Source organism: Bacillus sp. FSL W8-1141 (assembly GCF_038593205.1).
GTDB classification, from domain to species: Bacteria; Bacillota; Bacilli; order Bacillales; family Bacillaceae; genus Bacillus; species Bacillus altitudinis.
The window spans coordinates 1,159,128-1,184,463 of sequence record NZ_CP151973.1; the positions used below are offsets into that span (position 1 = coordinate 1,159,128).

28 protein-coding genes and 1 riboswitch are annotated in these 25,336 nt (G+C 40.6%); of the genes, 21 read left to right on the forward strand and 7 right to left on the reverse strand.

Annotated features, from left to right (window positions below; genetic code table 11):
* The 5 genes from NSQ52_RS05775 to spxA all read left to right on the forward strand — a co-directional run bounded on the left by NSQ52_RS05775 (position 1) and on the right by spxA (position 3,679).
* Entirely contained in the window at positions 1-1,062 is a 1,062-nt protein-coding gene (locus tag NSQ52_RS05775; RefSeq protein WP_035392433.1) for an ABC transporter ATP-binding protein, read from the forward strand.
* Positions 1,055-1,981: an ATP-binding cassette domain-containing protein gene (locus NSQ52_RS05780; protein ID WP_035392432.1), complete on the forward strand. Its 927-nt coding sequence runs from the start codon at positions 1,055-1,057 to the stop codon at positions 1,979-1,981. The genes NSQ52_RS05775 and NSQ52_RS05780 overlap by 8 nt, the downstream gene beginning before the upstream one ends.
* Positions 1,982-2,086: 105 nt before the next feature.
* Positions 2,087-2,374, forward strand: a complete 288-nt coding sequence (locus NSQ52_RS05785) for a hypothetical protein (RefSeq protein ID WP_144678923.1) — start codon at positions 2,087-2,089, stop codon at positions 2,372-2,374.
* Between the two features lie 137 nt (positions 2,375-2,511).
* Entirely contained in the window at positions 2,512-3,090 is a 579-nt protein-coding gene (locus NSQ52_RS05790; RefSeq protein ID WP_144678922.1) for a GNAT family N-acetyltransferase, read from the forward strand.
* Between the two features lie 193 nt (positions 3,091-3,283).
* Positions 3,284-3,679 carry a transcriptional regulator SpxA gene (gene spxA / locus NSQ52_RS05795; RefSeq protein ID WP_003211421.1) on the forward strand — a complete coding sequence of 132 codons (396 nt, stop codon included), beginning with the start codon at positions 3,284-3,286 and terminating at the stop codon, positions 3,677-3,679.
* 40 nt (positions 3,680-3,719) lie between these two features.
* On the opposite strand, the gene NSQ52_RS05800 is transcribed toward spxA, so the two are convergent.
* Positions 3,720-4,385 carry a TerC family protein gene (locus tag NSQ52_RS05800; protein ID WP_007499010.1) on the reverse strand — a complete coding sequence of 222 codons (666 nt, stop codon included), beginning with the start codon at positions 4,383-4,385 and terminating at the stop codon, positions 3,720-3,722.
* Between the two features lie 264 nt (positions 4,386-4,649).
* On the opposite strand from NSQ52_RS05800, the gene mecA reads away from it, so the two are divergent.
* The 4 genes from mecA (at position 4,650) to pepF (ending at position 10,284) form a co-directional block, all read left to right on the forward strand.
* On the forward strand, positions 4,650-5,315 hold the full coding sequence (gene mecA, locus NSQ52_RS05805) for an adaptor protein MecA (RefSeq protein ID WP_008348474.1): 666 nt from the start codon (positions 4,650-4,652) through the stop codon (positions 5,313-5,315).
* A gap of 85 nt (positions 5,316-5,400) precedes the next feature.
* Positions 5,401-6,921: a cardiolipin synthase gene (gene cls, locus NSQ52_RS05810; RefSeq protein WP_008348473.1), complete on the forward strand. Its 1,521-nt coding sequence runs from the start codon at positions 5,401-5,403 to the stop codon at positions 6,919-6,921.
* Between the two features lie 161 nt (positions 6,922-7,082).
* Positions 7,083-8,243 carry a competence protein CoiA family protein gene (locus tag NSQ52_RS05815; RefSeq protein WP_342473994.1) on the forward strand — a complete coding sequence of 387 codons (1,161 nt, stop codon included), beginning with the start codon at positions 7,083-7,085 and terminating at the stop codon, positions 8,241-8,243.
* Between the two features lie 214 nt (positions 8,244-8,457).
* Entirely contained in the window at positions 8,458-10,284 is a 1,827-nt protein-coding gene (pepF, locus tag NSQ52_RS05820; RefSeq protein ID WP_282746884.1) for an oligoendopeptidase F, read from the forward strand.
* A 227-nt stretch (positions 10,285-10,511) separates the two neighbouring features.
* On the opposite strand, the gene NSQ52_RS05825 is transcribed toward pepF, so the two are convergent.
* The 5 genes from NSQ52_RS05825 to NSQ52_RS05845 form a co-directional block, all read right to left on the reverse strand.
* The gene (locus tag NSQ52_RS05825; RefSeq protein ID WP_041092061.1) at positions 10,512-10,685 is read right to left on the reverse strand and encodes a hypothetical protein; all 174 of its coding nucleotides are present in this window, start codon (positions 10,683-10,685) and stop codon (positions 10,512-10,514) included.
* A 297-nt stretch (positions 10,686-10,982) separates the two neighbouring features.
* The gene (locus NSQ52_RS05830) at positions 10,983-11,894 is read right to left on the reverse strand and encodes a ClpXP adapter SpxH family protein (RefSeq protein ID WP_007499002.1); all 912 of its coding nucleotides are present in this window, start codon (positions 11,892-11,894) and stop codon (positions 10,983-10,985) included.
* On the reverse strand, positions 11,891-12,289 hold the full coding sequence (locus NSQ52_RS05835) for a thiol management oxidoreductase (RefSeq protein ID WP_007499001.1): 399 nt from the start codon (positions 12,287-12,289) through the stop codon (positions 11,891-11,893). The genes NSQ52_RS05830 and NSQ52_RS05835 overlap by 4 nt, the downstream gene beginning before the upstream one ends.
* Positions 12,290-12,566: 277 nt before the next feature.
* Entirely contained in the window at positions 12,567-13,331 is a 765-nt protein-coding gene (locus NSQ52_RS05840) for a lytic transglycosylase domain-containing protein (protein ID WP_008348461.1), read from the reverse strand.
* 25 nt (positions 13,332-13,356) lie between these two features.
* Positions 13,357-13,932 (reverse strand): CYTH domain-containing protein, encoded by a 576-nt coding sequence (locus tag NSQ52_RS05845; protein ID WP_144678919.1) that lies wholly within the window; start codon positions 13,930-13,932, stop codon positions 13,357-13,359.
* Between the two features lie 217 nt (positions 13,933-14,149).
* On the opposite strand from NSQ52_RS05845, the gene NSQ52_RS05850 reads away from it, so the two are divergent.
* The 4 genes from NSQ52_RS05850 (at position 14,150) to NSQ52_RS05865 (ending at position 16,955) form a co-directional block, all read left to right on the forward strand.
* Positions 14,150-14,515, forward strand: coding sequence for a hypothetical protein (locus tag NSQ52_RS05850; protein WP_008348459.1), 366 nt, complete (start codon positions 14,150-14,152; stop codon positions 14,513-14,515).
* A 33-nt stretch (positions 14,516-14,548) separates the two neighbouring features.
* Positions 14,549-15,178 (forward strand): GTP pyrophosphokinase family protein, encoded by a 630-nt coding sequence (locus NSQ52_RS05855; protein WP_008348457.1) that lies wholly within the window; start codon positions 14,549-14,551, stop codon positions 15,176-15,178.
* A 65-nt stretch (positions 15,179-15,243) separates the two neighbouring features.
* The gene (locus tag NSQ52_RS05860; protein WP_008355343.1) at positions 15,244-16,044 is read left to right on the forward strand and encodes an NAD kinase; all 801 of its coding nucleotides are present in this window, start codon (positions 15,244-15,246) and stop codon (positions 16,042-16,044) included.
* Positions 16,045-16,061: 17 nt separating this feature from the next.
* Entirely contained in the window at positions 16,062-16,955 is an 894-nt protein-coding gene (locus tag NSQ52_RS05865) for an RluA family pseudouridine synthase (RefSeq protein ID WP_178897242.1), read from the forward strand.
* Between the two features lie 40 nt (positions 16,956-16,995).
* Here NSQ52_RS05865 and prpE read toward each other — a convergent pair whose 3' ends face one another.
* Positions 16,996-17,739, reverse strand: a complete 744-nt coding sequence (gene prpE, locus NSQ52_RS05870) for a bis(5'-nucleosyl)-tetraphosphatase PrpE (RefSeq protein ID WP_144678918.1) — start codon at positions 17,737-17,739, stop codon at positions 16,996-16,998.
* Between the two features lie 160 nt (positions 17,740-17,899).
* Between prpE and NSQ52_RS05875 the strand changes: the two genes are divergently transcribed.
* From NSQ52_RS05875 to thiD, 8 genes are all read left to right on the forward strand, one after another.
* On the forward strand, positions 17,900-19,747 hold the full coding sequence (locus NSQ52_RS05875) for a monovalent cation:proton antiporter family protein (protein ID WP_342473995.1): 1,848 nt from the start codon (positions 17,900-17,902) through the stop codon (positions 19,745-19,747).
* Positions 19,748-19,800: 53 nt separating this feature from the next.
* Positions 19,801-19,910, forward strand: a riboswitch (TPP riboswitch).
* Positions 19,911-19,988: 78 nt separating this feature from the next.
* Complete coding sequence (tenA, locus tag NSQ52_RS05880) at positions 19,989-20,699, forward strand: thiaminase II (RefSeq protein ID WP_017367022.1); 711 nt, start codon at positions 19,989-19,991, stop codon at positions 20,697-20,699.
* Positions 20,674-21,291, forward strand: a complete 618-nt coding sequence (gene tenI / locus NSQ52_RS05885; RefSeq protein WP_144678917.1) for a thiazole tautomerase TenI — start codon at positions 20,674-20,676, stop codon at positions 21,289-21,291. The genes tenA and tenI overlap by 26 nt, the downstream gene beginning before the upstream one ends.
* Positions 21,275-22,387 (forward strand): glycine oxidase ThiO, encoded by a 1,113-nt coding sequence (gene thiO / locus NSQ52_RS05890; protein WP_178930038.1) that lies wholly within the window; start codon positions 21,275-21,277, stop codon positions 22,385-22,387. The genes tenI and thiO overlap by 17 nt, the downstream gene beginning before the upstream one ends.
* Complete coding sequence (gene thiS / locus NSQ52_RS05895) at positions 22,384-22,587, forward strand: sulfur carrier protein ThiS (protein WP_008348442.1); 204 nt, start codon at positions 22,384-22,386, stop codon at positions 22,585-22,587. Before thiO ends, thiS begins: the two co-directional genes overlap by 4 nt.
* A gap of 4 nt (positions 22,588-22,591) precedes the next feature.
* A complete protein-coding gene (locus tag NSQ52_RS05900; protein ID WP_007498979.1) occupies positions 22,592-23,359 on the forward strand; it encodes a thiazole synthase in 768 nt (255 codons plus the stop codon).
* Complete coding sequence (locus tag NSQ52_RS05905) at positions 23,356-24,369, forward strand: thiazole biosynthesis adenylyltransferase ThiF (protein WP_024720132.1); 1,014 nt, start codon at positions 23,356-23,358, stop codon at positions 24,367-24,369. The genes NSQ52_RS05900 and NSQ52_RS05905 overlap by 4 nt, the downstream gene beginning before the upstream one ends.
* 17 nt (positions 24,370-24,386) lie before the next feature.
* Complete coding sequence (gene thiD / locus NSQ52_RS05910; protein WP_024720133.1) at positions 24,387-25,193, forward strand: bifunctional hydroxymethylpyrimidine kinase/phosphomethylpyrimidine kinase; 807 nt, start codon at positions 24,387-24,389, stop codon at positions 25,191-25,193.
* Positions 25,194-25,336: the final 143 nt, after the last annotated feature.

Genomic DNA, 25,336 nt, shown 5'->3' on the forward strand with positions numbered 1-25,336 from the left:
ATGAATAAACAAGAAACGATTTTAAAAGTAAATGACTTAAATATTTCATTCCACACATTTGCTGGCGAAGTTAAGGCAATTCGAGGTGTGAATTTTGAATTGAAAAAAGGTGAGACGCTTGCCATTGTTGGAGAATCAGGCTCTGGTAAATCGGTAACTTCTAAATCAATCATGGGTCTGCTTCCTAAATCTAACTCCGAAGTGAAAAAAGGAGAGATTTTGTTTCAAGGTAAAAACCTAACAAAACTTTCTGACAAACAGATGCAGAAAATAAGAGGGAAAGATATTGCCATGGTCTTTCAAGATCCAATGACATCTTTGAATCCGACAATGACAATTGGCAAGCAAATTATAGAACCCATCTTAAAACATCAAAATGCAAGTAAAGAAGAAGCTAAAAAAAGAGCACTTGAGCTTTTGAGTCTTGTAGGTATTCCGAAACCGGAACAGAGGTTCAAGCAATATCCTCATCAATTTTCTGGTGGGATGCGACAAAGGGTTGTCGTTGCAATAGCTCTTGCTTGTAATCCGAAAATTTTAATTGCAGATGAGCCAACTACTGCTTTAGATGTAACCATTCAAGCCCAAATCTTAGAACTGATGAAAGATCTTCAAAAGAAGATTGAAACATCTATCATCTTTATCACACATGATTTAGGGGTCGTTGCGAATGTAGCAGATCGTGTAGCGGTTATGTATGGTGGTCAAATTGTTGAAATTGGCACCGTAGATGAGATCTTCTATAACCCAAAACATCCATATACTTGGGGATTACTGAGCTCTATGCCAAGTCTTGATGCAAAAGAGGAGAAATTGTTTGCCATTCCAGGCACGCCGCCTGATTTGCTGAATCCTCCAAAAGGAGACCCGTTTGCGGCTAGAAATCAATTTGCAATGAAAATTGATTTTGAACAGCAGCCGCCTTTATATCAAGTATCAGAAACTCATTTTGCAGCTACATGGCTTTTACATCCTAACGCACCAAAAGTAGAACCTCCTGAATCAATTAAGCAAAGAATGCGACAATTTAATGCGCAAAAAGGGGGGGATCACATTGAGTGAAAAAGATGTTATTTTACAAGTGAAAAATCTTAAGCAATATTTTAATGTGGGTAAACCTAATGAAGTAAAAGCTGTTGATGATGTCAGCTTTGACATTTATAGAGGTGAAACATTGGGTCTTGTAGGTGAATCTGGTTGCGGGAAATCCACTACTGGGAGAACCATCATTCGTCTATATAATGCAACAGGTGGCGAAGTTATTTTTAACGGGCAGAATGTGCATGATAAAAAATCAACAACAGATCTTAAACAATTTAACCGAAAAATGCAAATGATCTTTCAGGACCCATATGCCTCCCTCAATCCAAGAATGAAAGTTGTGGATATTATTGCAGAGGGTATCGATATTCATGGTCTTGCAAAATCAGCACAAGCACGTAAAGACCGTGTATATCAATTGCTTGAAACAGTTGGTTTGAATAAAGAGCATGCGAATAGATACCCGCATGAATTCTCAGGCGGTCAAAGGCAGCGTATTGGGATTGCTCGTGCGTTAGCTGTTGAGCCGGATTTCATCATTGCCGATGAGCCAATCTCTGCACTAGATGTGTCGATCCAAGCGCAGGTCGTCAACTTAATGAAAGAATTGCAAGAAGAAAAGGGCTTAACGTATTTATTCATTGCCCATGACCTTTCCATGGTGAAATATATCAGCGATCGTATCGGTGTGATGTATTTTGGGAAATTGGTTGAGCTGGCACCAGCGAATGAATTATATGAAAACCCGCTTCATCCATATACAAAATCATTACTATCTGCGATTCCGCTTCCAGATCCTGATTATGAGCGTAACCGCAAACGGATTAAATACGATCCATCTGTTCATAAAGGAACAAATACGGAATTTCGTGAAGTGAAGCCAGGTCACTTTGTCAGCTGTACTGAGGAAGAATTCAAAGAGATCAAAGCAAAACAATAAGAACAGAGAAGAAGCACTGCGATATCAGTGCTTCTTTTTTTATTTTACAAAAAAACAAGTTGATGGTAATTTTTATGTAAAGTGAGTAAACCAGGAGGAAATCAAATGTTGTTATGGAAGACGTTTCGCTATTCATGTCTTCACTTTTTTATCGTCACGATGCTTTTTTCAATATCTTTTTTATCGAAACCAAACGGGGGAAAGTGGATGATCGTATTTTTAGTGCTCATTTGCATCATTTCGTTTTCGGTTGAATTTGCTCTGTATCGGCGCACGAATGAACAGAAGGAAGAAGTCCGGCGTATGAAGTACCTTTATTTCATCATGTTTCAGATCGCCATGACACTTCTTTTGTTTACTTGCTTTCAAATGCTCATGAATCGTTCGATATAAAACTTTTTTGCTTTCTCTTGAAAAAAAGTGAAACCACCAATGGCATTGCTGCGTCTTACTAGTACAGGCGTTTAAATAGCAGGAAATCGGGAATAGATAAGGAAGTGGTTCTTAACTACATCATAAGGAGCGGATCCATGAATTGGTATGAAAAGCTCAGTGAATACTTCCCGATAGAAGAAATGAAGTCAAAAGAGCATATGGAAGCTTTATTAAAGGAAAGAAGTGATATTTATCATAAAGAAGAAGGGCCTCATCATGTGATGATGTACGCTGAATTTGATTCTTTCATCTTTATTGATTATTTATTTGTTTCCAAGGATGCAAGAGGTGAAGGCCTCGGCTCAAAGCTCATTCATAAGCTGAAGGAAAAAAGAAAACCGATCTTGCTTGAGGTCGAGCCTGTAGATGAAGATGATGCAGATACTGCAAAACGCCTAAAGTTTTATCAGAGAGAGCACTTCAAGCATGCTGAATCAATTGGTTATAAACGCAGGTCACTTGCAACGAATGAAGTGAACCGCATGGAAATTCTTTATTGGTCGCCTCGTACAGATAATGAGGAAGAAATGATGGAGGCCATGAGAAAGACGTACGAAAGAATCCATACGTATAAAGACGAAGAATGGTATGGACAATCGTATGAGGATGTTGATGATGTGCTGAAACTCATTGAAAATAGAAAACAAAAAAATATTTTCGATCATCTCGACTAAATGAGAATGTTCAGACTTCAAACATCAGCACAAAAAGAATGAAATTGTCTAGTTTTTGTCACAAAAATTGCAAGAAAATCTGTTCACACTTACTTTTTTATAGTATAATCACTATAAAGATTACTTATTTAGAACAATTTTAATTTAAGAATACAGATCAATATTCATTCTACAAATTGAGGAGTGAAGATTTATGGTAACATTATACACATCACCAAGCTGTACATCATGTAGAAAAGCAAGAGCGTGGTTAGAAGAGCACAATATTCCATACCAAGAGAGAAATATCTTTTCTGAGCCTCTTTCAATCGATGAAATCAAAGAGATTCTTCGTATGACGGAAGATGGTACAGATGAAATTATCTCAACACGTTCTAAAGTATTCCAAAAACTAAATGTAAATGTTGAGACAATGCCGCTTCAACAATTGTATAAACTAATCAATGAGCACCCTGGTCTTCTAAGACGTCCAATTATTTTGGATGAAAAAAGACTGCAAGTTGGGTACAACGAAGATGAAATTAGACGTTTCCTTCCTAGAACGGTTCGTACATTCCAACTTCGAGAAGCTCAGCGACTCGCTAACTAATAGACAACACGAAAAGCTGCCGATCATTTGGCAGCTTTTTTTATTTATTTTCAGCCGTTTGTTCGTAAAAGAGACTGGCTAAAATAACGGTTGCGACGGTTAAAAAAGGAAGCAACAATTCAAGTGTTGTATGCTGCGCCATAAATTCATTCAGTTTTACATCACGGACAATCATTTCTCCGCCAGTAAAAGCTAAAAGGGCACTCCCTCCGTATAAAAGAATCGGAAACTTGGTTAGTGCTGCATGAATCAGCTTACTCCCCCAAATAATAATCGGAACTGAAATCATTAAGCCAAAGGCAGTGAGCACCATGTTCCCCTTAGCTGCCCCTGCAACAGCGATCACATTATCAAGTGACATAAAAAGATCTGCAATCACGATGGTCTGAACAGCACGCCAAAGGGAGCCGCTGCTTTTAATCCGAATGGATTCTTTCTTTTGTTCAATTAACAAATTGTATCCTATATAAAGGAGAAAGAGACCGCCGATAAATTGCAAATAGGGGATGGTCAATAAATAAACGGCAGCACCAGTCATGGTGATTCTCATCAGCACTGCCAAAAGTGTGCCGATCCATATGGCTTTGTTTCGTTTTTCATTTGATAAGCTTCGACTGGCCATCGCAATGATTAATGCATTATCTCCGCCTAATATGAGGTCTATGCCAATAATCATCAGTAAGGATACGATCCACTCTGTTTCCATCCAGTTCACCTCATTTCACTAAAATAGCTCGTACAACCAATATATGAGGACAATTCAAATATATGTTTCTGCAAGTTTTCTCTGCAAAAAATGCGTTTTTATTTCTTTTATTCATGTTTTATCATAAAATAGACAGTACACAGCAATACCTCATTTCTTTAAATGGTTAACATGTAGACGGAACGGGTAAAGTGTAGTAAAGTACTATTAATTGGGAGCTTGTATGTCCCTTCAACATCTTATATAGAAGGGAAGGTTGGCAAAATGGAAATCGAAAGAATAAATGAACATACAGTCAAATTTTATATTTCCTACGGTGATATTGAAGATCGCGGTTTTGACCGTGAAGAGATTTGGTATAATCGTGAGCGCAGTGAAGAGCTGTTCTGGGAAGTGATGGACGAAGTGCACGAAGAAGAAGAATTTGCAGTAGAGGGACCACTTTGGATTCAAGTACAGGCACTTGACAAAGGTCTTGAAATTGTCGTGACAAAAGCCCAACTTTCTAAAGATGGACAAAAGCTCGAATTGCCGATTCCAGAAGATAAAAAAGATCAAACAGATGAAGAAAGTTTAGATGCTCTGCTTGATGATTTTCATAAAGAAGAGCAAGATCAAGAAGATCATAATGAGAAGGACAAAAAACTTCAACTTCAGTTCGTATTGAAAATGGATGACTTTGAAGATTTGATTGCACTTTCTCAATTAAATATGCAGGATTTTACGACAAGTTTATATTCGTTTGAAAACCGTTATTATCTATATGTTGACTTCCACGAGGATTTGTCAGATGAGCAGGTGGAGAATAAGCTTAGTATTCTGCTTGAATATGCTCATGAATCAGTGGTCAGCATCTACAGACTGCAAGAATACGGTCAGCTGATTGTCAAAGAGAATGCGCTTGAAACAATTCAACAGCACTTCTCGTAACAACCAAAAGTCGATTTCTATAGAGGAATCGACTTTTTTATCTGAATGAAAAAGTAAATAAAGTGATCGGCAAGGAGAAAATGAAATGAGAAATGTAGTCAAAGTTCTATTTTTTCTTATCATTACGATAGGTGCTTATTTGATTATCCAAATTTTTGCCGGTGATCTAGCGGTAAGTGTATTAAGTTCCGTCAGTGTTCTATTCACTTTATCGATTATCTTCATCGGGTTTGTCATTTTCTTAGAAAACAGAAATCCCTCTCAAACGATTACGTGGCTTGTGCTGCTTGGGAGCTTTCCGCTTTTCGGGTTTTTGTTTTATATTTTCTTTGGACGCAATATTAAAAAGCGCAGACTTTTTGAAAAGAAAGCGGTACTGGATGAACAGCTTGTTCAGGAAGATGAACGTATCCACAGAGAAGCAATTGAAAAAATGACTCATATGGGTGACCATCAGCAGCTCTTATTTAAGCTGGCCCACAGACTTGGACATACCCCTATTACGTATCGCACATCCTCTAAAGTTCTGACCAATGGAGAAGAAACGTTCTCTCATATTTTTGAAGAGATCAAAAAAGCAACACATCACATTCATCTAGAATATTATATTCTCCGTCATGATGATCTGGGACAAGAATTAAAGGACATTTTAATCGAGAAAGCAAAAAGTGGTGTGATTGTCCGCTTTTTATATGATGATGTAGGCAGCCTAAAACTCTCCCGTCAATATATTGCTGACTTAGAAAAGGCTGGCGTGCAGATCGTTCCGTTTTTACCAGTGAGACTGCCCTTATTAAATAATAAAATCAACTTCCGAAATCACCGGAAAATCGTGGTGATTGATGGAGAAGTAGGATTTGTCGGAGGACTTAACATTGGGGACGAATATATGGGTAGAAGCAGACAATATGGATTTTGGCGTGATACACACCTGATGATTAAAGGTGAGGCTGTTCGTGATTTGCAGCAGATTTTTATGCAGGATTGGTATTACATGACCAATGAAAGATGCTCGGGTGTGGATTATTTTAAAGATTTCAGCCATATGGAGAGTCGAGCAGAAGGCGTACAAATGATTGCGGGTGGTCCTGATAAACAGTGGGAAGTCATTAAAAATCTTTTTTTCTCCATGATTATCTCCGCCAAAAAATCAATTTGGATTGCTTCACCTTATTTTGTACCTGATGATGATATTTTGTCCGCACTGAAAATTGCTGCGTTGAGCGGAGTCGATGTGCGAATCATTGCGCCGAAAAATCCAGATAAACGCATCGTATTTCATGCGTCCCGTTCATACTTCCCCGAACTTTTAGAAGCAGGTGCGAAGGTATACGAATATGATCAAGGCTTTATGCATAGCAAGTTTATCATTGTGGATAGTGAGCTAGCATCAATTGGTACAGCAAATATGGATATGAGAAGTTTTCATCTGAACTTTGAAGTGAATGCTTTCCTCTATAAAACAAAAAGCACAGAGAAGCTGGTCAACGATTTCTTAGGTGATTTAGAGCAGTCGCATGAAATTGTTCCAGAAGAATTTGCGAAGAGACCTTTGAGGGTGAGGCTGTTTGAATCAACAGCAAGATTGTTATCACCACTTTTATAAAAATTGTATTTCCCCCTTTTCTAAAAGGGGGATTTTTGATTTTACTAAGGGAAAGCAGGTTGAAATCGTGTTTTGACACGGTAAAAGTTCATTTTCGATATTCGCTTTCTTGTGAGAGAAAAAGCTATAATACGGTCATCAAAGAGCAAGGGGCGAAATATATGAATGCAGCGATCATGGAGAATGGCAAGCTGGTTCGCATCACACAACATCTGACTAAAAGGCGGCTAGAGCATGTAAGAGCTACGTGCAAATTTTACTGTCCTGAATGTAGGCAGGAGGTTCTATTAAAGCTAGGTGAGCATCGTGTCCATCATTTTGCACATAAACAGCTCTCGGCATGTCCATTAGCGTCCACCGGTGAAACAGCTTATCATCAGGCAGGGAAAATGGCTCTTAAGGATTGGCTCACGCAGCTTGGATATGAGCCGTTACTAGAGAAATATGTTTCAAACATTCAGCAGCGCCCTGATGTGACCGTTGCTATAGAAAATAAAAGCTATGCCATCGAATTTCAATGTGCAAATATTTCGTGGAAAGAGCTACATAAACGAACGGAAGGTCTCCATGCTGCGGGGCTCTATCCTATATGGATCATAGAGGCGAATCGTTTAAAACGAATGGCTGGCCAACTCTTTTCATTCTCCTCCATTCATTGGGGAATTTTAAGGCAGTCAAAGAATAGGAGACTCATTTTTTATTGTCCGATCCAAAATAGATTCATCCACCTGGATCAACTTCTCGTGTTTCAGCCAACGAAAATATGTGCCTCAATGACCGTTAGACCGCCTTCAGCTTATCGCCAACTACCAGCACTCTTATCTGTTTCCTCGAGCAATCATCAATTGTATAAAGAGTGGCTCAAGTGTATTCGGCAATTTAGGGAGCGGCCACCCCGCATTTTAGCAAATGAAAGCAAGCGTTTAAGAACCATTTTTTATGAGCATCATCAAACAGCATGGCCATTTCTACCGACAGAATTATTTATCCCCCTGACAGAAGCATATATCTTTTCAAGCCCTGTTTATGTGTGGCAAGGATGTCTTTATGATTGGATGGTTAGAAAGGGAAAAGAACAAGTGACCATTCATCTACTTTTAAAAGAAATTAAGCGATGTGTCCAGAATAAAGAAGTGAAGCTCCGATATACCAATGTCACAATAGAAGAAATCAAAGGGGTGATCATTTCATATGTACGGGCGCTTGTGAATCTAGGGTTTTTATACATGACGAAAGAGGGTAATTATCAAGTAACGTCGAATCAAAAGCCTATACAAACAGCAGATGAAGCGATAAAACGAGATGCTTTCTTATTTCATTAGCATGTTTCATGCCCACTTTGATCATGATAAGAAAAAGGTGGTGCTGCTATTGAATAGAAAGAAACGCTTTTTTCTCATTTTTTTAGTTTGTTTGGTATTTATTTCTGCATATGATTTGACAAATATAGTTCAAAACAAAGAAGATAAATACAACACCAATTTCTTTCACTTTCCGAAAGGTTGGTTCAACACAACTCATGCAAGGGGGATTCATATGACTTCACAAAATAACAACAATCATTTACCAGACAGAAGCGAAGTAAAAGAAGAAAACAAATGGCGCCTTGAAGATATTTTTGAAAGTGTCGATTCTTGGAATAAGGAATTCGAAGCTGTAAAAAAAGAAATTCCGAAGCTCGCCCAATTTAAAGGCAAGCTGGCCCATTCTGCTGATGTCTTGTATGAAGCCCTAACATTTCAGGATCAACTTTCTGAAAAGCTTGGCAAGCTTTATACATATGCGCACATGAAATACGATGAAGATACAACAAATTCATCATTTCAGGCTTTAAATGATAAAGCATCCAATTTATTTACACAGCTGTCTAGTACATCTGCCTATATTGTTCCGGAAATTTTATCTATTCAAGAAGATAAGCTGCAGCAATTCATTTTGGAAAAAGAAGAATTAAAACTTTATTCTCACGCTCTCGAAGAAATTAACAAAGAGCGTCCGCATATTTTAAGTGAGGAGCAAGAAGCTTTATTAGCTGAAGCCTCTGAACCTTTATCAACATCATCCACTACGTTTAGTATGTTTAATAATGCAGATATTTCGTTCCCTTCTGTTAAGGATGAAAATGGAGAAGAAAAGAAAATTACTCATGGCAACTTCATTACCTTTTTAAACAGTGATGATCGTGAAGTGAGAAAGAATGCTTTTAAAGCCGTTTATAAAACGTATGATCAATATAAGAATACTTTGGCGTCTACACTCAGCGGCTCGATTAAAAAGGATAATTTTTATGCGAAAGTACGTCATTACAAATCTGCAAGAGAAGCAGCGTTATCACGCAACAGTATTCCTGAAGAAGTGTATGACAATCTAATTGATACAGTTCATCAATATTTACCGTTATTACACCGCTACATTGAATTGCGTAAAAAGGTATTAAAGCTTGATGAAGTGCACAATTATGACTTGTATACACCATTAGTAAAAGATGCTGGCATGAAGCTGACCTATGATGAAGCAAAGGATTATATGCTGAAAGGGTTAGCGCCATTAGGAGAAGAATATGTTTCGGTATTAAAAGAGGGACTCGAAAATCGCTGGGTAGACGTTTATGAGAATAAAGGGAAACGAAGCGGCGCGTATTCTTCTGGAAGCTATGGTACGAATCCTTATATCTTAATGAACTGGCAAAATAATATTGATAATTTATTTACACTGGCTCATGAATTTGGTCACTCTGTTCATAGCTACTATACAAGAAAGCATCAGCCATATCCGTACGGAAACTACAGCATTTTTGTAGCGGAAGTAGCTTCTACAACAAATGAAGCATTACTAGGCGAATACTTACTCAATCATTTAGAGGACAAAAAGCAGCGCTTGTATGTGCTCAATCATTTGTTAGAAGGATTTAGAGGGACGGTATTCAGACAAACGATGTTTGCAGAGTTCGAGCACCTGATTCATGTGAAAGCGCAAGAAGGGGAGGCATTAACGCCAGAGTTTATGACGAACCTGTATTACGACCTGAATAAGAAGTATTTTGGCGAAGGTATGGTTGTGGATAAGGAAATCGGATTAGAATGGACGCGAATTCCGCATTTCTATTACAACTATTATGTGTATCAATATGCCACAGGCTATAGTGCGGCTCAGGCATTAAGTAAACAAATTTTAGAAGAAGGGAAACCTGCGGTGGAGCGCTATACAGACTTCCTTAAAGCAGGAAGCTCTGACTATCCAATCAACGTGCTGAAAAAAGCTGGTGTAGATATGGCATCGAAAGAGCCAATTGAGGCAGCATGTCAATTGTTTGAAGAAAAATTAAAGGAAATGGAAGAGCTCATCTCAAAGACTGGTGAGTAACGAGAAGACTTCTGTCAGATGTGTGAGTGCAAACTCACCTTTTGGCAGGAGTTTTTTCTTGAAATAAAAAAGACCAGATTGTTGACAAAGGGCTAAAATGAACTTGATTTTAGCCCTTGGACTTCTTTTTAGCGTGATAGAAAACCTTTGCAGGACTGACACCGAATGCGAGGTTTTGCCTACACGCTAGACCTCGTCTATATGAACGAGGTTTGTACATTCAATGATTACGTTTTAAAACCTTTGAAGGTTTTCCGGTGATTCATTCGATAGAGTGTAAAGAGAATGGAAGCGAATAGGAGTGGAGACGTTAGGTAAAGAGGCAGCATCTTCATTAAGCCTAATATATTTAAACAGAAACATAAGCCAATGGCAACAAGTCCAATGGTTGTGCTGCGCATGCAGATCCCCCCATTTTTTTGTTACTTTCACTATATGAAAGTGACAGTCCTCTTATGTTTTGTGACAAAAATATGAACATATAGTATATCGGTTGTCATAAGTCGACAAAATTTGATATACTACAGATGTGAAATTAATCACATACAAACATTACCCCTTTGTTTGACCGTGAAAAATTTCTCCCATCCCCTTTGTTGTCGTTAAGACATAGTGAAACCGCGCTTATCCCGGCGCGGTTTCTTCGTACTTATAAATAGAACAAGTGTTCTTTTGGGGGGTAAAGAAAAAAACATGGGTCAGCACCCATGTTCATTCTCACAGCGGTAGACATCAAGATCTGAATGATTGTCTCCTTCTGTATAACGCCAAAACATTTCCTGATGTACTTGTACACGTTCTACCTTTTTAGCGAATGCGAGCTTTTTCATCTCGCGTTCAACTTCTTCAAGGGTCAGGTCATATACAACGGCAATTTCTTTTGCTGATGCAAATTGAAAGTAAGCGATAAACCATTCAATTGGCGGTCGTTCTGAAGGTGTTGGTTTTTCGCCAATCATTTCAAAGAGAATTTCCTCGTAAATATCATAAGAATATGCACCTGAAATCTTTAATCCTTCTTCACCATTTATCGTATTAAAAAAGGCGAAAGTGGGAAGCTCAGACACATCCATTTCAGCTGCGATTTTCATATCACATTGGAGCGCTTTGACAGCACTTTGAGAATGGATATCTCGCTGGAACTCTTCAATGTCCAGTCCAGCCGTTTTTGCATTTTCTAGCAAGACTTGTTCACTGGTGACGTCCTGCTGATGGCAAAAAAGCGATTCTTGAATGAGTCGTAAAAATTTCATTCCGCATTTTCTGCCCTGAAGTTCAGCTGCTTTTAATGCAAGAGAGGCGAGATAAGGTGATGTCACAATTTGTTCAGACAGCATTTGTTCTTTTTTGGTCTGAGTTTTCGTGGCAAATTTCCCCCACGCTTCGGTTAGTAAATGTTTTTTTCGTTTCCGGTTCAAAGCATTAATACTAGAACTTGTAACCGTTCGTAAAGTGAAGAAACGGCCATATTTCATTTTCAACTTTTTAATTGATGGCTCTAATAACCAGCAGTCCGGGCTGAGAGGATCAATGAATACATAGATTTCAATCGGCTTTTGAGGATGTCCGTGACAATGTGAGAAATATTGCTCATGCGGATTGCAGCTCAAGATCGTCCGTCCTTTTCAGGTATTTGGTTGACCATGTGACGAGCCGTCAAAGACAGTCGCTCAAATAAAAAGTCACGAATATCGCCGGTTAGTCCTACTTGATCCATTGCATCCTCCATGCATTCAAGCCATGCGTCCGCCCGCTCCTCAGTAATCGGAAAAGGGAGATGTCTCGCCCGTAGCATTGGGTGACCATGCTCCTCAGTATAAAGCGGCGGTCCGCCTAAATATTGAGTTAAGAACTGTTTTTGTTTTCTTGCTGTTTCTTTTAAGTCATCCGGGAAAATAGGATGAAGCAAAGGATGACACTTTACATTTTCATAAAAAGTATCAACAAGTTGCGATAGAAGTTCCTCTCCAACCGCTTCGTAAGGTGCGTTAAACGATTGTACCATGTTGACTACTCCTTTAACTCGTAGCTAATAGGATGGCTCACCCTATTGCGAATTTCATGTATTTCAAAAGTGATATTCAGTTTGTTCTATTTTGTTGTTTCTATTCTTGTATACTTATTTTAACAACCTCTACTCAATTCCACAAACAAACCGCTTTGGTCCTTTGGGAATAGTGAGGGAAACAGGGTCCGTGTTCAATTGACCATATCATAACACATTCAGTCAAAAAAGGGTGAAAAGCGACATACAAAAAACCGAAGAGGTTATTCTCTTCGGTTTAGGCGAAATATTGAGCTGTGATTTTCTTTACATAATTTTGTGTTTCTTTAAATGGAGGAATGCCTCCGTACTTATCTACATTCCCTGAGCCTGCGTTATAAGCGGCTAAGGCAAGTGAGACATTTCCATTATATTTTTGCAGCATTTGTTTTAAATACTTCGTTCCGCCTTCAATGTTTTGGGCTGCATCAAAGGCATTGTTCACGCCAAGTGATTTAGCAGTAGACGGCATAAGCTGCATCAGTCCAAGTGCACCAGCATGGCTGACAGCATTCGTGCGATAACCGGATTCTTGCTTGATCACTGCGTGGATCAGCTTTTCTGGAACTCCGTGCTTTTGAGCCATTTGTGAGACGATCTGATTAATCTCTTTTGATGAAGAGCCTGAAACAGCTTTTTGAAGCGGTGGTGTGTAGCTGTTATTTAAGACGTTTCCAATACCATTTGCGGTATTCAATTGGCTGTCATTTGCATAAAGAGACTGAGATTGAAGCTGTTCACTGCCCGCTATCGCAGATAAATATGGATTCATGCGTGCATATTGCGTGTTCGGAGACGTTGATGGGTCCGATCCCATGAAAGCAGAAATGGAAAGCGGGAGACGAGATAATTCTGATCCGCCTAAAAAATCTTGCAACAGCGACTGGAATGAAGTCTCAGCGCTTGATTCTTGTCCAGCTGTGAGTTGTGTTTGTCCATTATCAGATTGTAACGTTTTGAGTGCTTGAAGCTGCATAAAGGATTGAAGTTGATTGACGTTCATCATGTTCCTCCTTCAAGGAATTCATCTATTCTTTTGTTTTCATTTTTTCTTCATAAAAACGTACGACTTTGTTTTTCGTGTGTCTTGGTGGGATCTGAAATTGCTGAAGCAATGCTGTGAAAGCGACTTGTCCAATGTCTAAATCGCTTACTTCAAATTCAAGTTCATAGTCCTCTACTGTTAAATATCGGCTGTGATCCAAAACAATTAAGCCTTCTTTGATCATTTTTTCTGCTCTTGACGTTTCCAGTGAACCAAAATACACGATTTGATCCTTTTGAATGTGAAGGTGTACTAATCTGTCTGCTACTTCACCTTCTGGCAGGTGGAAATGTTCAAGACTTTCGGGAGGGTCGATCGTTTGGTGCGTTTCCAAAAGGCCGATCTCATGCGGTTCCTTTAATGTAAGGACCCACTGCCCGCCTTTTTCTCTCGTTCGTAATGCAGCGAATTTGGATTTTATATCAAATTGTGGTGTATCAAAATAATAGTTGGTTTGAGTGTGGAAGTCCTCGTCCTTTAATTGAAAATATTCTTTTAGCTGTTCAAATTCTTCTTTCATTAATAATTGTTTTAGTTCTATCTCAATTTCCTGTGCCATTTTGACATCAACCTTTCATTTAGAGGAAATATGATTATTGTACATGAAAAGCTTCTTTTTTTCTTATTTATTCCTTAAAAAGAGACGTATATAGATGCTAAATGAGGCAAAATGAACAACGAAATGGAGAAATCAAATTTTCTCAAAAAGTTCGGTTTATCAATATTGAACTTGATATGATAAAATAAAGCTGTACTTTGTTGTAAAGGAGATCATGATGCAAAACAGAATTGAAATCACAGAAGCAACTTTAAAAGAAGACAGGCTGATCTTGACGGTCCAGTCAGATGAGCAAATTCAAAAAGCAAAAGCATCAGGACAAATGCTTGTTGATTCTGATCACTTTGCGTTCGTTTACATACTTGAGACTGAGGAGTCTTTTACGTATCTTATTTTAGGAGAACATACATGGGCTCCATTAAAAGAAGCAATGAATCGTGAAATCCCTGTCTATTTGGCGGCGGAAGAGCAAACGCTAGAACTCATTCAACTTCATCAGGAATTAAACTATTTAATCGACAATATTAAAGACAATGCCAATTACGGAGATATGGAAGAGAAAGTGAAGAGCACATTCCTCTGAAATAATTAGGTATTTGGAATTGGGGGAAGTTTCATGGACAAAAAACAATGGGATCAATTCCTCGCACCATATAAGCAAGCAGTCGAAGAATTAAAAGTGAAACTAAAAGGCATTCGAAAACTGTATGAATTTGAGGATGACCATTCACCAGTAGAATTTGTCACTGGCCGAGTGAAACCCGTTGCCAGCATATTGGAAAAGGCAAAGCGTAAAAACATCCCGATGCATGAGATTGAAACGATGCAGGATATTGCAGGGCTTCGCATTATGTGCCAATTTGTAGAAGATATACAAGTCGTCAAGAAAATGCTCCAGTCACGAAAAGATTTCGTGGTTGTAGATAAACGCGACTATATTGCAGAACATAAAGAAAGCGGATACCGCTCGTACCACCTTGTTGTGTTATATCCGCTGCAAACGATCAATGGAGAGAAGCAGCTCCTCGTCGAAATCCAAATCCGTACATTAGCCATGAATTTTTGGGCGACCATCGAGCATTCTCTGAATTATAAATATAGCGGGAATATCCCGGAGAAGGTCAAGCAGCGCCTTCAAAGAGCTTCTGAGGCAGCATCTCTTCTTGATGATGAGATGTCTGAAATAAGAGGCGAAATTCAAGAAGCACAAGTGGCTTTTTCCCGGAAAAAGAAAAACGATAGCTGAGCCTGAGCTTAAACAAATATGATGCTGCTTTCTCGTCGCAGCAAGGTGGAAAAGGAGAAGAATTCATGAAATTTGCAGTTTCTTCGAAAGGGAATTCTGTATCTGACACACTTAAAAATAAAATACAGACCTACTTATTGGATTTTGGAATGGAATTAAATGAAGAGGAACCCGATCTCGTCATTACAGTTGGCGGAGACGGAACCCTTTTATACGCTTTTCACCGGTATAGCAACCGTCTGAACGAAACCGCTTTTGTCGGCGTACATACAGGCCATCTTGGTTTTTATGCGGACTGGGTCCCGAGTGAAATTGAAAAGCTTGTGTTAGCCATTGCCAAAACGCCTTATCATATTGTGGAATATCCGATTCTTGAAGTCATCGTCAGGTACAACGATGGGGGCAGGGAAGAAAAATATTTAGCAATGAATGAATGTACGATTAAAAGTATGGAAGGTACACTTGTGGCAGATGTTGAGATTAGGGGTCAGCTTTTTGAAACATTCAGAGGAGATGGTCTTTGTTTGTCTACACCATCTGGCAGTACAGCCTATAATAAGGCACTTGGCGGGGCTATTATTCACCCATCCATTAGGGCGATCCAGCTGGCAGAAATGGCTTCAATCAACAACAGAGTGTTTAGAACGGTCGGTTCGCCGCTCATTTTGCCGGACCACCATACGTGTGTGATCAAACCGATTAATGATGTGGATTTTCAGGTGACGATAGATCATTTGTCGCTGCTGCATAAAGATGTGAAATCCATTCAATGCCGAGTGGCAGACGAGAATGTCCGGTTTGCCCGATTTAGACCATTTCCGTTTTGGAAAAGGGTGCAAGATTCCTTTATCGGCAAAGGAGAATAAGAAAGAGGTTGTTCTCGCTGGAATACTTTAAGATAAACAAAACCATATCAGCCAAAGAAGAAGGCAGGCTGCTGAAGGATTACTTAATCGATCTTGGCATTTCAAAACGAATGCTGACAGATATTAAATTTGATGGCGGTGACCTTCTGATTAATGGAGAGCATGTGACCGTGAGATATGAGCTACGCGAGGGAGACAGGCTCACCATTTTATTTCCCGAGGAAAAAGTGAGTGAAGGGCTAAAACCTGCGGCCATTCCGCTTGATATTTTATTTGAGGACGAGCACGTGCTTGTGCTGAATAAAAAGCCGTATATCCCATCGATTCCTTCTCGAGAGCACCCTGAGTATAGTATTGCAAATGGGGTGCTTCACCATTATGCTGAACAGTCCGTTCGGCTGACTGTCCATTTGGTGAACCGTCTTGATCGTGATACTTCTGGTGTCATGTTAGTCGCTAAACATCGCTTTGCACACAGCCTTTTATCAAAGGCGCAGAAAAAAGGGGAAGTCAAGCGAACGTATAGAGCCATTACACATGGCATGATCACGCAAAAGGAAGGAACAATTAGAGCAAAAATTGCTCGAAAAGGGGACAGCATTATTGAACGAATGGTGGATGAATCTGGTCAGGAAGCCGTAACACATTATACGGTGCGGGCGGTACATACTCATTTAGATATGTCTGATGTGTCCCTTACCCTTGAAACGGGAAGAACTCATCAAATTCGTGTTCACATGCAATTCCTTGGTCATCCGCTTGTTGGAGATACGCTATATGGTGGAACAAGCGAGAGAATAGGCAGGCAGGCACTTCATAGTGAAACCCTTGTTTTTCCGCATCCGATAACAGGGGAGTCCATGACCTTTTCGGCTCCTTTGCCGGATGATATGACATTATTGCTTCAGTAAACAAGTAAACCCGGTCACCTGTCATGGTGGACCGGGTTTTTTATTGCATGAAATGCTGAAATCTTGAATCATCATATGACATAGATGAAGGAACAGATACTGTCTCAAGCTCTGGATATCTAAGGGCAGAGAGCTTGTGGCCAAAGACGCAGCCTGTATCAATGTTAACCGTTCTACCGATAAATCTTGGTTCTTTTACGGGTGTATGCCCGTACACAATCCATGGTTTTCCGTGATATTCCTTTGCCCAGTCCTTCCTGACAGGTCGACCGTCTGGCCATGTTTCTCCGGTGACTGCTCCAAATAATAGATAAGACCTCATCTGTTTGTTCGGTTTTTTGCCAATATCCTTTTCCTTCATCGCTGCGTGTGCAATGATCAGTTCATTCGGAATCAGTACATCATAAAGCGGTGCCTTTTCAAATAAATGTTTAAATTCACGTGATAAAATGGTTTGTTCATCATGCGGCAGGTTTTTGATTTCATTCACTGTTGTTTCAATGCCATGCAGTAATTTTACGGGATTTCCTTTCAAATAGCGATACAGCTTAAAACAATGGTTACCAGGCACATAGCGGATTGCGCCCTTAGAATAGGCGTGTATGACAAATTGCATGACGGCAACTGATCGAGGGCCGCGGTCTGTTAAATCACCAACAAGGGCCAGTGTTCTCTTATCAGGGTGGACAGGTAGTCCATGTTTGAGTTCGTATCCTAGTTTGTGTATGAGGGTAAGCAGCTCTTCGTAGCAGCCGTGGATATCGCCGATGATATCGAATTTCATAAAGGTTCCTCCTGATTTTTTCATCCATTGATCGGATATAAAGAAGTTTGAATTTTAGAAAATATAACGAATGGCTTTCATTTCATTTGCGCAATTGTTAGAATCAATGCTTTAACGTAAAACTTAAAAATTAAACATGAATGTTAGGAGGCTTTAGCCAATGGAGCATACATCTGTTTCATCACTTGTTGTCGTTATTATTGTAGCCTTTTTCACCCCCATTTTATTGCACCGATTTAAGCTGACCATCCCGGTCGTTGTCGCTGAAATCATCATGGGGCTCATCATTGGAAAAAGCGGTCTTCAACTAGTTGTTGAACACGACGCATGGCTAGATACGTTATCCATGCTAGGTTTTATTTTTCTTATGTTTTTAAGTGGACTTGAAATAGATTTTTCTTCTTTTGAATCAAAGAAGAAAGCGCGAGAACTACCAAATGGTTTAAAAGAACCGAATACATTTAAAACAGCGACCATTATTTTTGTTGGGGTATTTTGTATGTCCTTTATCCTGTCTTATGCGTTTGTCCTTGCAGGATTTATTCAAAATGCCTTTTTAATGACGCTTATTATTTCCACCATCTCATTGGGTGTGGTGGTTCCTACCTTAAAAGAGGAAAAGTTGATGCAGACGAATATTGGTCAAATCATTTTGCTTGTAGCCGTCATTGCTGATTTGGTGACAATGATTTTACTTGCTGTGTTTTCCTCCATTTATGGCGATGGAACAGGGAACATGTGGTTGCTCTTATTATTATTTACGGCAGGTATTCTTCTTTATTTATTTGGCCGGGTATTTAAGACAAAGTCCATTTTTCAGTCCATGTCAAAAGGAACGGTGCAAATTGGGACAAGAGCCATCTTTACTCTCATTATAGTCTTAGTTGCCTTATCTGAATCACTCGGTGCTGAAAATATTCTTGGGGCTTTTTTAGCAGGTGTGCTTGTGTCTCTTCTTTCGCCTAATAAAGAGCTCGTACAGCAGCTGGACTCGTTTGGCTATGGATTTTTAATTCCGATCTTTTTTGTGATGGTCGGTGTGGACCTGAATATATGGTCACTCTTTAAAGATCCAACCATCATGATCATGATTCCGCTGCTGTTTATCGCATTATTGCTTAGTAAACTCGTTCCGATTCTTTATTTAAAAAAATGGTATGACATGAAAAAAGTCATTGGTTCTGGTTTTTTATTAACCTCGACGTTATCCCTAGTTATTGCTGCTGCAACGATTGGTGAGCGGCTTGGTGTCATTGATCATAAAATGTCAGGAGCCCTTATTCTAGTCGCTGTGCTCACGAGTGTTTTAACGCCTGTTTGGTTTAAGGCGTTATTTAAACAAGAACGTGAAACCAATCATAAAAAGCGTGTGACGTTTATTGGAGCAAATCAGCTGACGTTACCTGTGACGCTTGATTTGCATCAGGATGAATATGACATCCGTATTTTACACGTCTTTCAGGAAAATAAAGAAGCCTTGCTTGCTGACTCCATCTTTGAAGTTGAAGCGATTGAACAATATGACGATGATACGCTCAGGCAGGCTGGCATCGGGCAAGAGGATGTGCTCGTTGTAGCTACAGGCAGTGAAACGAAAAATAAGGAAATTGCTTTATTTGCAAAAGAAGAAGGGTCTAAACAAGTCATTGCAAGTGTTAACAAAGCGGAAGCCGAGCTGACTTTAAAGGAAGCAGGGATCGATACCTTTTCTAACTTCTTATCATCTAAAACGGTGCTGAGGGCATTGATTGAAGCACCTGATGCGATTCGCTTGTTAACAAATGAGGATTCTTCTTTGTATCAAATTCAAATGAACAATCATCGGTATCATAATGTCATGCTGAGGGAATTTCCTTTTACCGGCGATTTGGTGTTTGTCCGTATTTTTAGAGGAATTGACAGCTTAGTACCGCATGGGGATACGACGCTTAGAAGCGGTGACCGCGTGCTTGTGTCTGGCTCCCGGGAGTATGTGGCAGGACTTAGAGCCCAATTAGAGTTGCAATGAACCCTTGACCGATGAACAAATCCTGATTAAGATAGAGGTACAACAATATATGTTTGATCCACTAGGGGAGTCCTTTATAAGGGCTGAGATAAAAGTGTAGACTTTTAGACCCTCATTACCTGAACAGGTTCATACCTGCGTAGGGAAGTGGTGCGGTGTTTGACTATGCTTTTTACAAATTCCAAACCACTTTCCACGCGGAAAGTGGTTTTTTTATATGGAAAAACAGGAGGAGAGGAACATGACATTTTCGAACGAATGTAAAGAAGCAGCAGCTAGATGGTGGAATGGGAGCTTTACACACCCTTTTGTGAAAGGGATTGGTGATGGCACACTTTCACTCGATCGTTTCACTTATTATGTGATGCAGGATTCGTACTATTTAACTCATTTTGCAAAAGTACAATCGTATGGAGCCGCTATTAGTGAGGACTTACATACGACAGGCAGAATGGCATATCATGCGCAGGGTACGTATGAAGCAGAGCTATCACTGCATAGAAAGTTCACAGAACTGCTCCAGATCTCTGATGAAGCGCTGGCAAACTTTAAACCTTCTCCAACTGCTTATGCATATACCTCGCATATGTACCGATCTGTGAAAAGCGGTCGTTTTGAAGAAATTTTAGCCGCATTATTGCCGTGCTACTGGCTTTATTATGAGGTAGGAGAAAAACTGAAACAAACAACGCCTGACCATCCGATTTATCAAGAATGGATTTTGACATATGGCGGGGATTGGTTTAAAGAGCTTGTTTTTGAACAGGTGAACCGTTTTGATGAACTTGCAGAAAAAGCGCCAGAACATGTGCGGGCTAATATGAAAGAAAATTTCGTGATTTCGAGCTATTACGAATACCATTTCTGGGAGATGGCGTATGAAAAAGAAATGTGGCAAACAGCATGCTTAGATGGGGTTGGTGCAAATGGAACTCCATGCAGTGACAAATGATATGCTTCCTGTCAGGGAGCTCATCAAGCAAATAAAAGACATTGCGTCTGAAGTAGACTTTATTCATATTCGTGAACGATCGAAGGCAGCAGGTGAGCTGGTTCACCTCGTGAAACAACTCCTAGCAGAAGGTGTTCCGAAAGAAAAGCTGATTATAAATGACCGAGTTGACGTTGCGCTGCTGACCAATATTCACCGGGTTCATCTTCCAGGACACAGCTTTTCGCCAAAGGAATTAAGACAAAAATTTCCTCACCTCCATGCGGGGGTATCGGTTCATTCGATAGAAGAAGCCAAAGCAGCAGAGAAGAACGGGGCAGAGTATGTCATGTTTGGGCATGTGTATGATACCGCATGCAAACCCGGACTACAGGCGAGAGGCATAAAGATTGTGGAAAACATGACTTCTGCGCTGTCCATTCCAGTCGTTGTCATTGGTGGAATCACACCAGAACGACTGCCAGAATTGATGCATGTTGATTTAAAGGGAATAGCCGTCATGTCGGGGATTTTTGCTCATCCTCATCCGCGCAAAATGGCGCAAACATTTTCTAAAAAGCGAAAGGAGAATCCTTATGAACAAGCATTATGATGTTGCAATCATTGGTGGTGGAATCATAGGGATGTCGATCGCTTATCACCTTGTAAAAGCAGGAAAGCAGATTGTCTTATTTGAGGCAAATGAGATCGGGAAGCAAACGACGAGTGCGGCTGCTGGCATGCTGGGTGCACATGCTGAAGGAGAAGGTGATGAGGATATTTTCTTTCAAGTAGGCAGACAAAGTCAGGTTTTATATGAAAAATTAACGGTCGACCTTCAGCGTGAATCGGGCATTGATATTCGGACATCAGTGGGCGGGATTATGAAGGTGGCTTTTACAGAACAAGAAAAGCGAGCGCTTTGCCGGATGCAGCATTTGCCCACATTTGAATGGCTTGAAGCAAGCAGCGTAAAAGAACGTATGCCTCAAATAGCAGATAACATCGTAGGAGCAGGATTGATAGCAGATGATGTACATGTCGAGCCATATGCGGTATGCAGGGCTTTTTGGCAGGCGGCTGTTCGGCACGGAGCGGATGTGAAGGAGTTTACCCCCGTTATCGATGTGAAGAGGGGAAAAGAAACATTGACAGTCAGTACAGCTAAAGGCATCTTCACATGTGATCATCTGACTGTAGCAAGTGGTGTATGGTCAGGCCGTTTTTTAGAAGAACTGGGGTTATCACACTCTCTCTATCCTGTAAAAGGAGAATGCGTGTCTGTTTGGAATAACGGTCCAGCGCTTGCACACACCATCTATCATGATCATTGTTATATCGTTCAAAGGGATAGCGGTAAGCTAGTGATTGGTGCAACGATGAAACCGAATGACTGGCAGGCCGTTCCGACACTTGGCGGTATTGAAGCAGTTATTCACAAAGCATCTCAGCTCATGCCTTCTATTCGAGAGATGCCGATTGATCAATGCTGGGCAGGTCTTCGGCCAGCGACAAGCGACCGACACCCCTATATTGGAAAACATCCAGAAGACGAGCGTATTCTTTTTGCAACGGGACATTACCGAAATGGCATTTTACTTGCGCCAATTACGGGGGAAATCATTCGCGGCTTAATAGCGGGCGAGTCTGTTCACAAGGAATGGCTTCATGCGTTTCGTATTGGGCGAAAGGAGGCATTGTTCGTATGAAAATTCAATTGAATGGAAGAATGGTTGATTTCGATAAGGAAAATGGCACGATTTTTGATCTGCTATCAGCCTATCAACTTGAAAACCGAGTGGTGATCGTTGAAAAGAACCAAGAAATTATAGATAAAGAAGCCTATCAACAGGTAAAAATTCAATCAAATGACACGATTGAAATCGTTCACTTTGTAGGAGGAGGATGACACCATGCTGCGTATTGGCGGAAAAACATTTACATCAAGACTATTACTAGGGACAGGAAAGTATCCATCATTTGAAGTTCAAAAAGAGGCGGTCAACGTATCAGAAGCTGAAATTTTGACCTTTGCTGTGCGAAGAATGAACATATTTGAACCATCACAGCCTAATTTTTTAGAGCAGCTTGATTTATCAGCCTATACATTGCTGCCAAATACTGCCGGGGCAAGTACAGCGGAAGAAGCGGTGCGGATTGCCCGTTTAGCGAAAGCTTCTGGACTGTGTGACATGATCAAAGTAGAAGTCATTGGCTGTTCAAGGTCTCTTCTGCCAGATCCAGTCGAAACGTTAAAAGCATCTGAAATGCTATTAGAAGAAGGTTTTATCGTGCTGCCATATACGTCAGATGATGTGGTGCTGGCAAGGAAATTAGAAGAACTTGGTGTCCATGCCATTATGCCAGGTGCTTCTCCAATTGGATCAGGTCAAGGGCTTTTAAACCCTCTGAATCTATCGTTTATTATCGAACAGGCAAAGGTGCCAGTTATTATTGATGCGGGTGTTGGTTCTCCGAAGGATGCTGCTTATGCGATGGAATTGGGCGCTGATGCTGTATTACTGAATACAGCCGTGTCTGGCGCAAAGGACCCTGTGAAAATGGCTAAAGCGATGAAGCTGGCGATTGAATCTGGAAGACTCGGGTTCGAGGCAGGCCGTATTCCACTCAAAAACTATGGAACAGCCAGCAGTCCGCAGGAAGGAATGCCAGCATTTTGAGCACACGTTATTCACGCCAAGAGCTTTTTAGGCCTATTGGAGAGGAAGGACAAAAACGGCTACATGCCTCAAAGGCCGTCATTATTGGGGCTGGGGCACTTGGAACAGCTAGTGCCGAAATGCTCGTTCGTGCCGGCGTAGGGTCTGTCACCATTTTGGATAGAGATTATATTGAATGGAGCAACCTGCAGCGTCAGCAGCTATACACAGAACAAGATGTTCTTGATCGGCTGCCAAAGGCTGTGGCTGCTGAGAAAAGACTCAAGCAGGTGAACAGTGACGTTCATGTGAGAGGAATCGTCATTGACGTGACCGCTCAAAATATTGATGAGTACGTCAGCGGGGCATCCATCATCGTGGATGCAGCGGATAATTTTGAGGTGAGAATGATTGCGAACGATGCAGCCGTCAAACATCAAATTCCGTTCCTTTACGGAGCCTGTGTAGCAAGCTACGGTATTCAATTCACAGTGATTCCTGGTGAAACACCATGTTTACACTGCCTGCTTGAGCATTTACCTGCACAAGGCATGACATGTGATACAGCAGGAATTATTAGTCCAGTTGTACAGCAGGTTGCGGCCTATCAAGTGGCGGATGCACTGAAGCTTTTAACAGGACACCACATCACGCCGGTATTAAGATCGTTTGATTTATGGACAAACGAGCGATCTGATATTCGATCCGTTACGTCTTTAAAAAAGAAACAATGTCCAAGCTGCGGTCTTAAGACATACCCATTTCTCTCATATGATCAAAGAGCAAAAGCAGATGTATTATGTGGACGAAATACCGTCCAAATTCGCAGTGCACTAGGGGCACCCCCGGCGCTGCATGAAGTAGCCCGTCAGCTAAAGAAAGCAGGAATGGATGTGCTGGAAAATCCTTATTTGCTTTCGTGTCAGAAGGATGAGTACAAGCTCGTTTTATTCAAAGATGGCAGAGCGCTTGTACATGGGACAAATGATATTGCGAAAGCGAGAACGATTTATCATCAATGGATTGGCTAATGAGAGGGTGAGATGACATGACGATTAAAAAAGCATTAACCATCGCAGGTACTGATTCTGGTGGTGGAGCAGGTATTCAAGCAGATTTGAAAACCTTTCAGGAGCTTGGTGTGTACGGAATGTCCGCCATTACGGCCATTACAGCTCAAAACACACTTGGTGTTCACGGTATTTATCCACTGTCTATCGAGGCGCTCGAAAGTCAAATTGATGCAGTAGCAGAAGACTTGTTGCCAGATGCCGCTAAAACAGGGATGCTGTGGAGTGCCGACATGATCAGTGTCGTTGCTGAAAAGACGAAGCAATATGATTTGAAACTAATTGTCGATCCAGTCATGATTGCCAAAGGCGGCGCTTCTTTATTAAATGAAGATGCGGTCTCTGCTATGAAAACACAGTTACTACCTGTCAGTTATGCAGTCACACCGAATCTCCCTGAGGCAGAAGTGCTGACAGGCATGCGCATTCAGACAAAAGACGATCGCCATAGAGCAGCAGAACGACTTTATGAGCTTGGCACGTCCTATGTTGTGATCAAAGGAGGTCATAGCCCTTCAGACGGCCTCATTACAGATCTTTTGTACGATGGAAAAAGCTTTTTTGAACTCAGTAATGAACATATTGATACACCACATACACACGGAACAGGCTGTACATTTGCAGCGGCATTAACGGCAGAAATAGCAAAAGGTCGTTCCATGAAGGAAGCCTTTGAAACGGCAGAAACCTTTGTCCATGAGGCGATCAAATTTCCTCTGAATATTGGCGCTGGGCACGGACCGACTAACCACTTTGCTTATCAGCAAAACAGAGTCAAAGCATAAAAAGAAGACTGTCTTCACTTGTGAGGGCGGTCTTTTTTCTGAAATAAAAACTTTCTTTCAGAGGAAATTGTCAATATCTCATGATTTGTGATAAGATTATGATCAGGTACTAATACTATGTCTTGAAAAAATAGGAGGCTTTA

Bases quoted from the DNA above. Each gene is read 5' to 3' on its own strand.
- mecA (WP_008348474.1), top strand. From the start codon at position 4,650: ATGGAAATCGAAAGAATAAATGAACATACAGTCAAATTTTATATTTCC.
- NSQ52_RS05800 (WP_007499010.1), bottom strand. From the start codon at position 4,385: ATGGAAACAGAGTGGATCGTATCCTTACTGATGATTATTGGCATAGAC.
- NSQ52_RS05855 (WP_008348457.1), top strand. From the start codon at position 14,549: ATGGACAAAAAACAATGGGATCAATTCCTCGCACCATATAAGCAAGCA.
- NSQ52_RS05785 (WP_144678923.1), top strand. From the start codon at position 2,087: ATGTTGTTATGGAAGACGTTTCGCTATTCATGTCTTCACTTTTTTATC.
- thiS (WP_008348442.1), top strand. From the start codon at position 22,384: ATGAAAATTCAATTGAATGGAAGAATGGTTGATTTCGATAAGGAAAAT.
- NSQ52_RS05825 (WP_041092061.1), bottom strand. From the start codon at position 10,685: ATGCGCAGCACAACCATTGGACTTGTTGCCATTGGCTTATGTTTCTGT.
- NSQ52_RS05835 (WP_007499001.1), bottom strand. From the start codon at position 12,289: ATGGTACAATCGTTTAACGCACCTTACGAAGCGGTTGGAGAGGAACTT.
- tenI (WP_144678917.1), top strand. From the start codon at position 20,674: ATGGAACTCCATGCAGTGACAAATGATATGCTTCCTGTCAGGGAGCTC.
- NSQ52_RS05775 (WP_035392433.1), top strand. From the start codon at position 1: ATGAATAAACAAGAAACGATTTTAAAAGTAAATGACTTAAATATTTCA.
- NSQ52_RS05845 (WP_144678919.1), bottom strand. From the start codon at position 13,932: ATGGCACAGGAAATTGAGATAGAACTAAAACAATTATTAATGAAAGAA.
- NSQ52_RS05850 (WP_008348459.1), top strand. From the start codon at position 14,150: ATGCAAAACAGAATTGAAATCACAGAAGCAACTTTAAAAGAAGACAGG.
- thiD (WP_024720133.1), top strand. From the start codon at position 24,387: ATGACGATTAAAAAAGCATTAACCATCGCAGGTACTGATTCTGGTGGT.
- NSQ52_RS05860 (WP_008355343.1), top strand. From the start codon at position 15,244: ATGAAATTTGCAGTTTCTTCGAAAGGGAATTCTGTATCTGACACACTT.
- NSQ52_RS05840 (WP_008348461.1), bottom strand. From the start codon at position 13,331: ATGAACGTCAATCAACTTCAATCCTTTATGCAGCTTCAAGCACTCAAA.
- cls (WP_008348473.1), top strand. From the start codon at position 5,401: ATGAGAAATGTAGTCAAAGTTCTATTTTTTCTTATCATTACGATAGGT.
- NSQ52_RS05815 (WP_342473994.1), top strand. From the start codon at position 7,083: ATGAATGCAGCGATCATGGAGAATGGCAAGCTGGTTCGCATCACACAA.
- spxA (WP_003211421.1), top strand. From the start codon at position 3,284: ATGGTAACATTATACACATCACCAAGCTGTACATCATGTAGAAAAGCA.
- thiO (WP_178930038.1), top strand. From the start codon at position 21,275: ATGAACAAGCATTATGATGTTGCAATCATTGGTGGTGGAATCATAGGG.
- pepF (WP_282746884.1), top strand. From the start codon at position 8,458: ATGACTTCACAAAATAACAACAATCATTTACCAGACAGAAGCGAAGTA.
- prpE (WP_144678918.1), bottom strand. From the start codon at position 17,739: ATGAAATTCGATATCATCGGCGATATCCACGGCTGCTACGAAGAGCTG.
- tenA (WP_017367022.1), top strand. From the start codon at position 19,989: ATGACATTTTCGAACGAATGTAAAGAAGCAGCAGCTAGATGGTGGAAT.
- NSQ52_RS05875 (WP_342473995.1), top strand. From the start codon at position 17,900: ATGGAGCATACATCTGTTTCATCACTTGTTGTCGTTATTATTGTAGCC.
- NSQ52_RS05790 (WP_144678922.1), top strand. From the start codon at position 2,512: ATGAATTGGTATGAAAAGCTCAGTGAATACTTCCCGATAGAAGAAATG.
- NSQ52_RS05900 (WP_007498979.1), top strand. From the start codon at position 22,592: ATGCTGCGTATTGGCGGAAAAACATTTACATCAAGACTATTACTAGGG.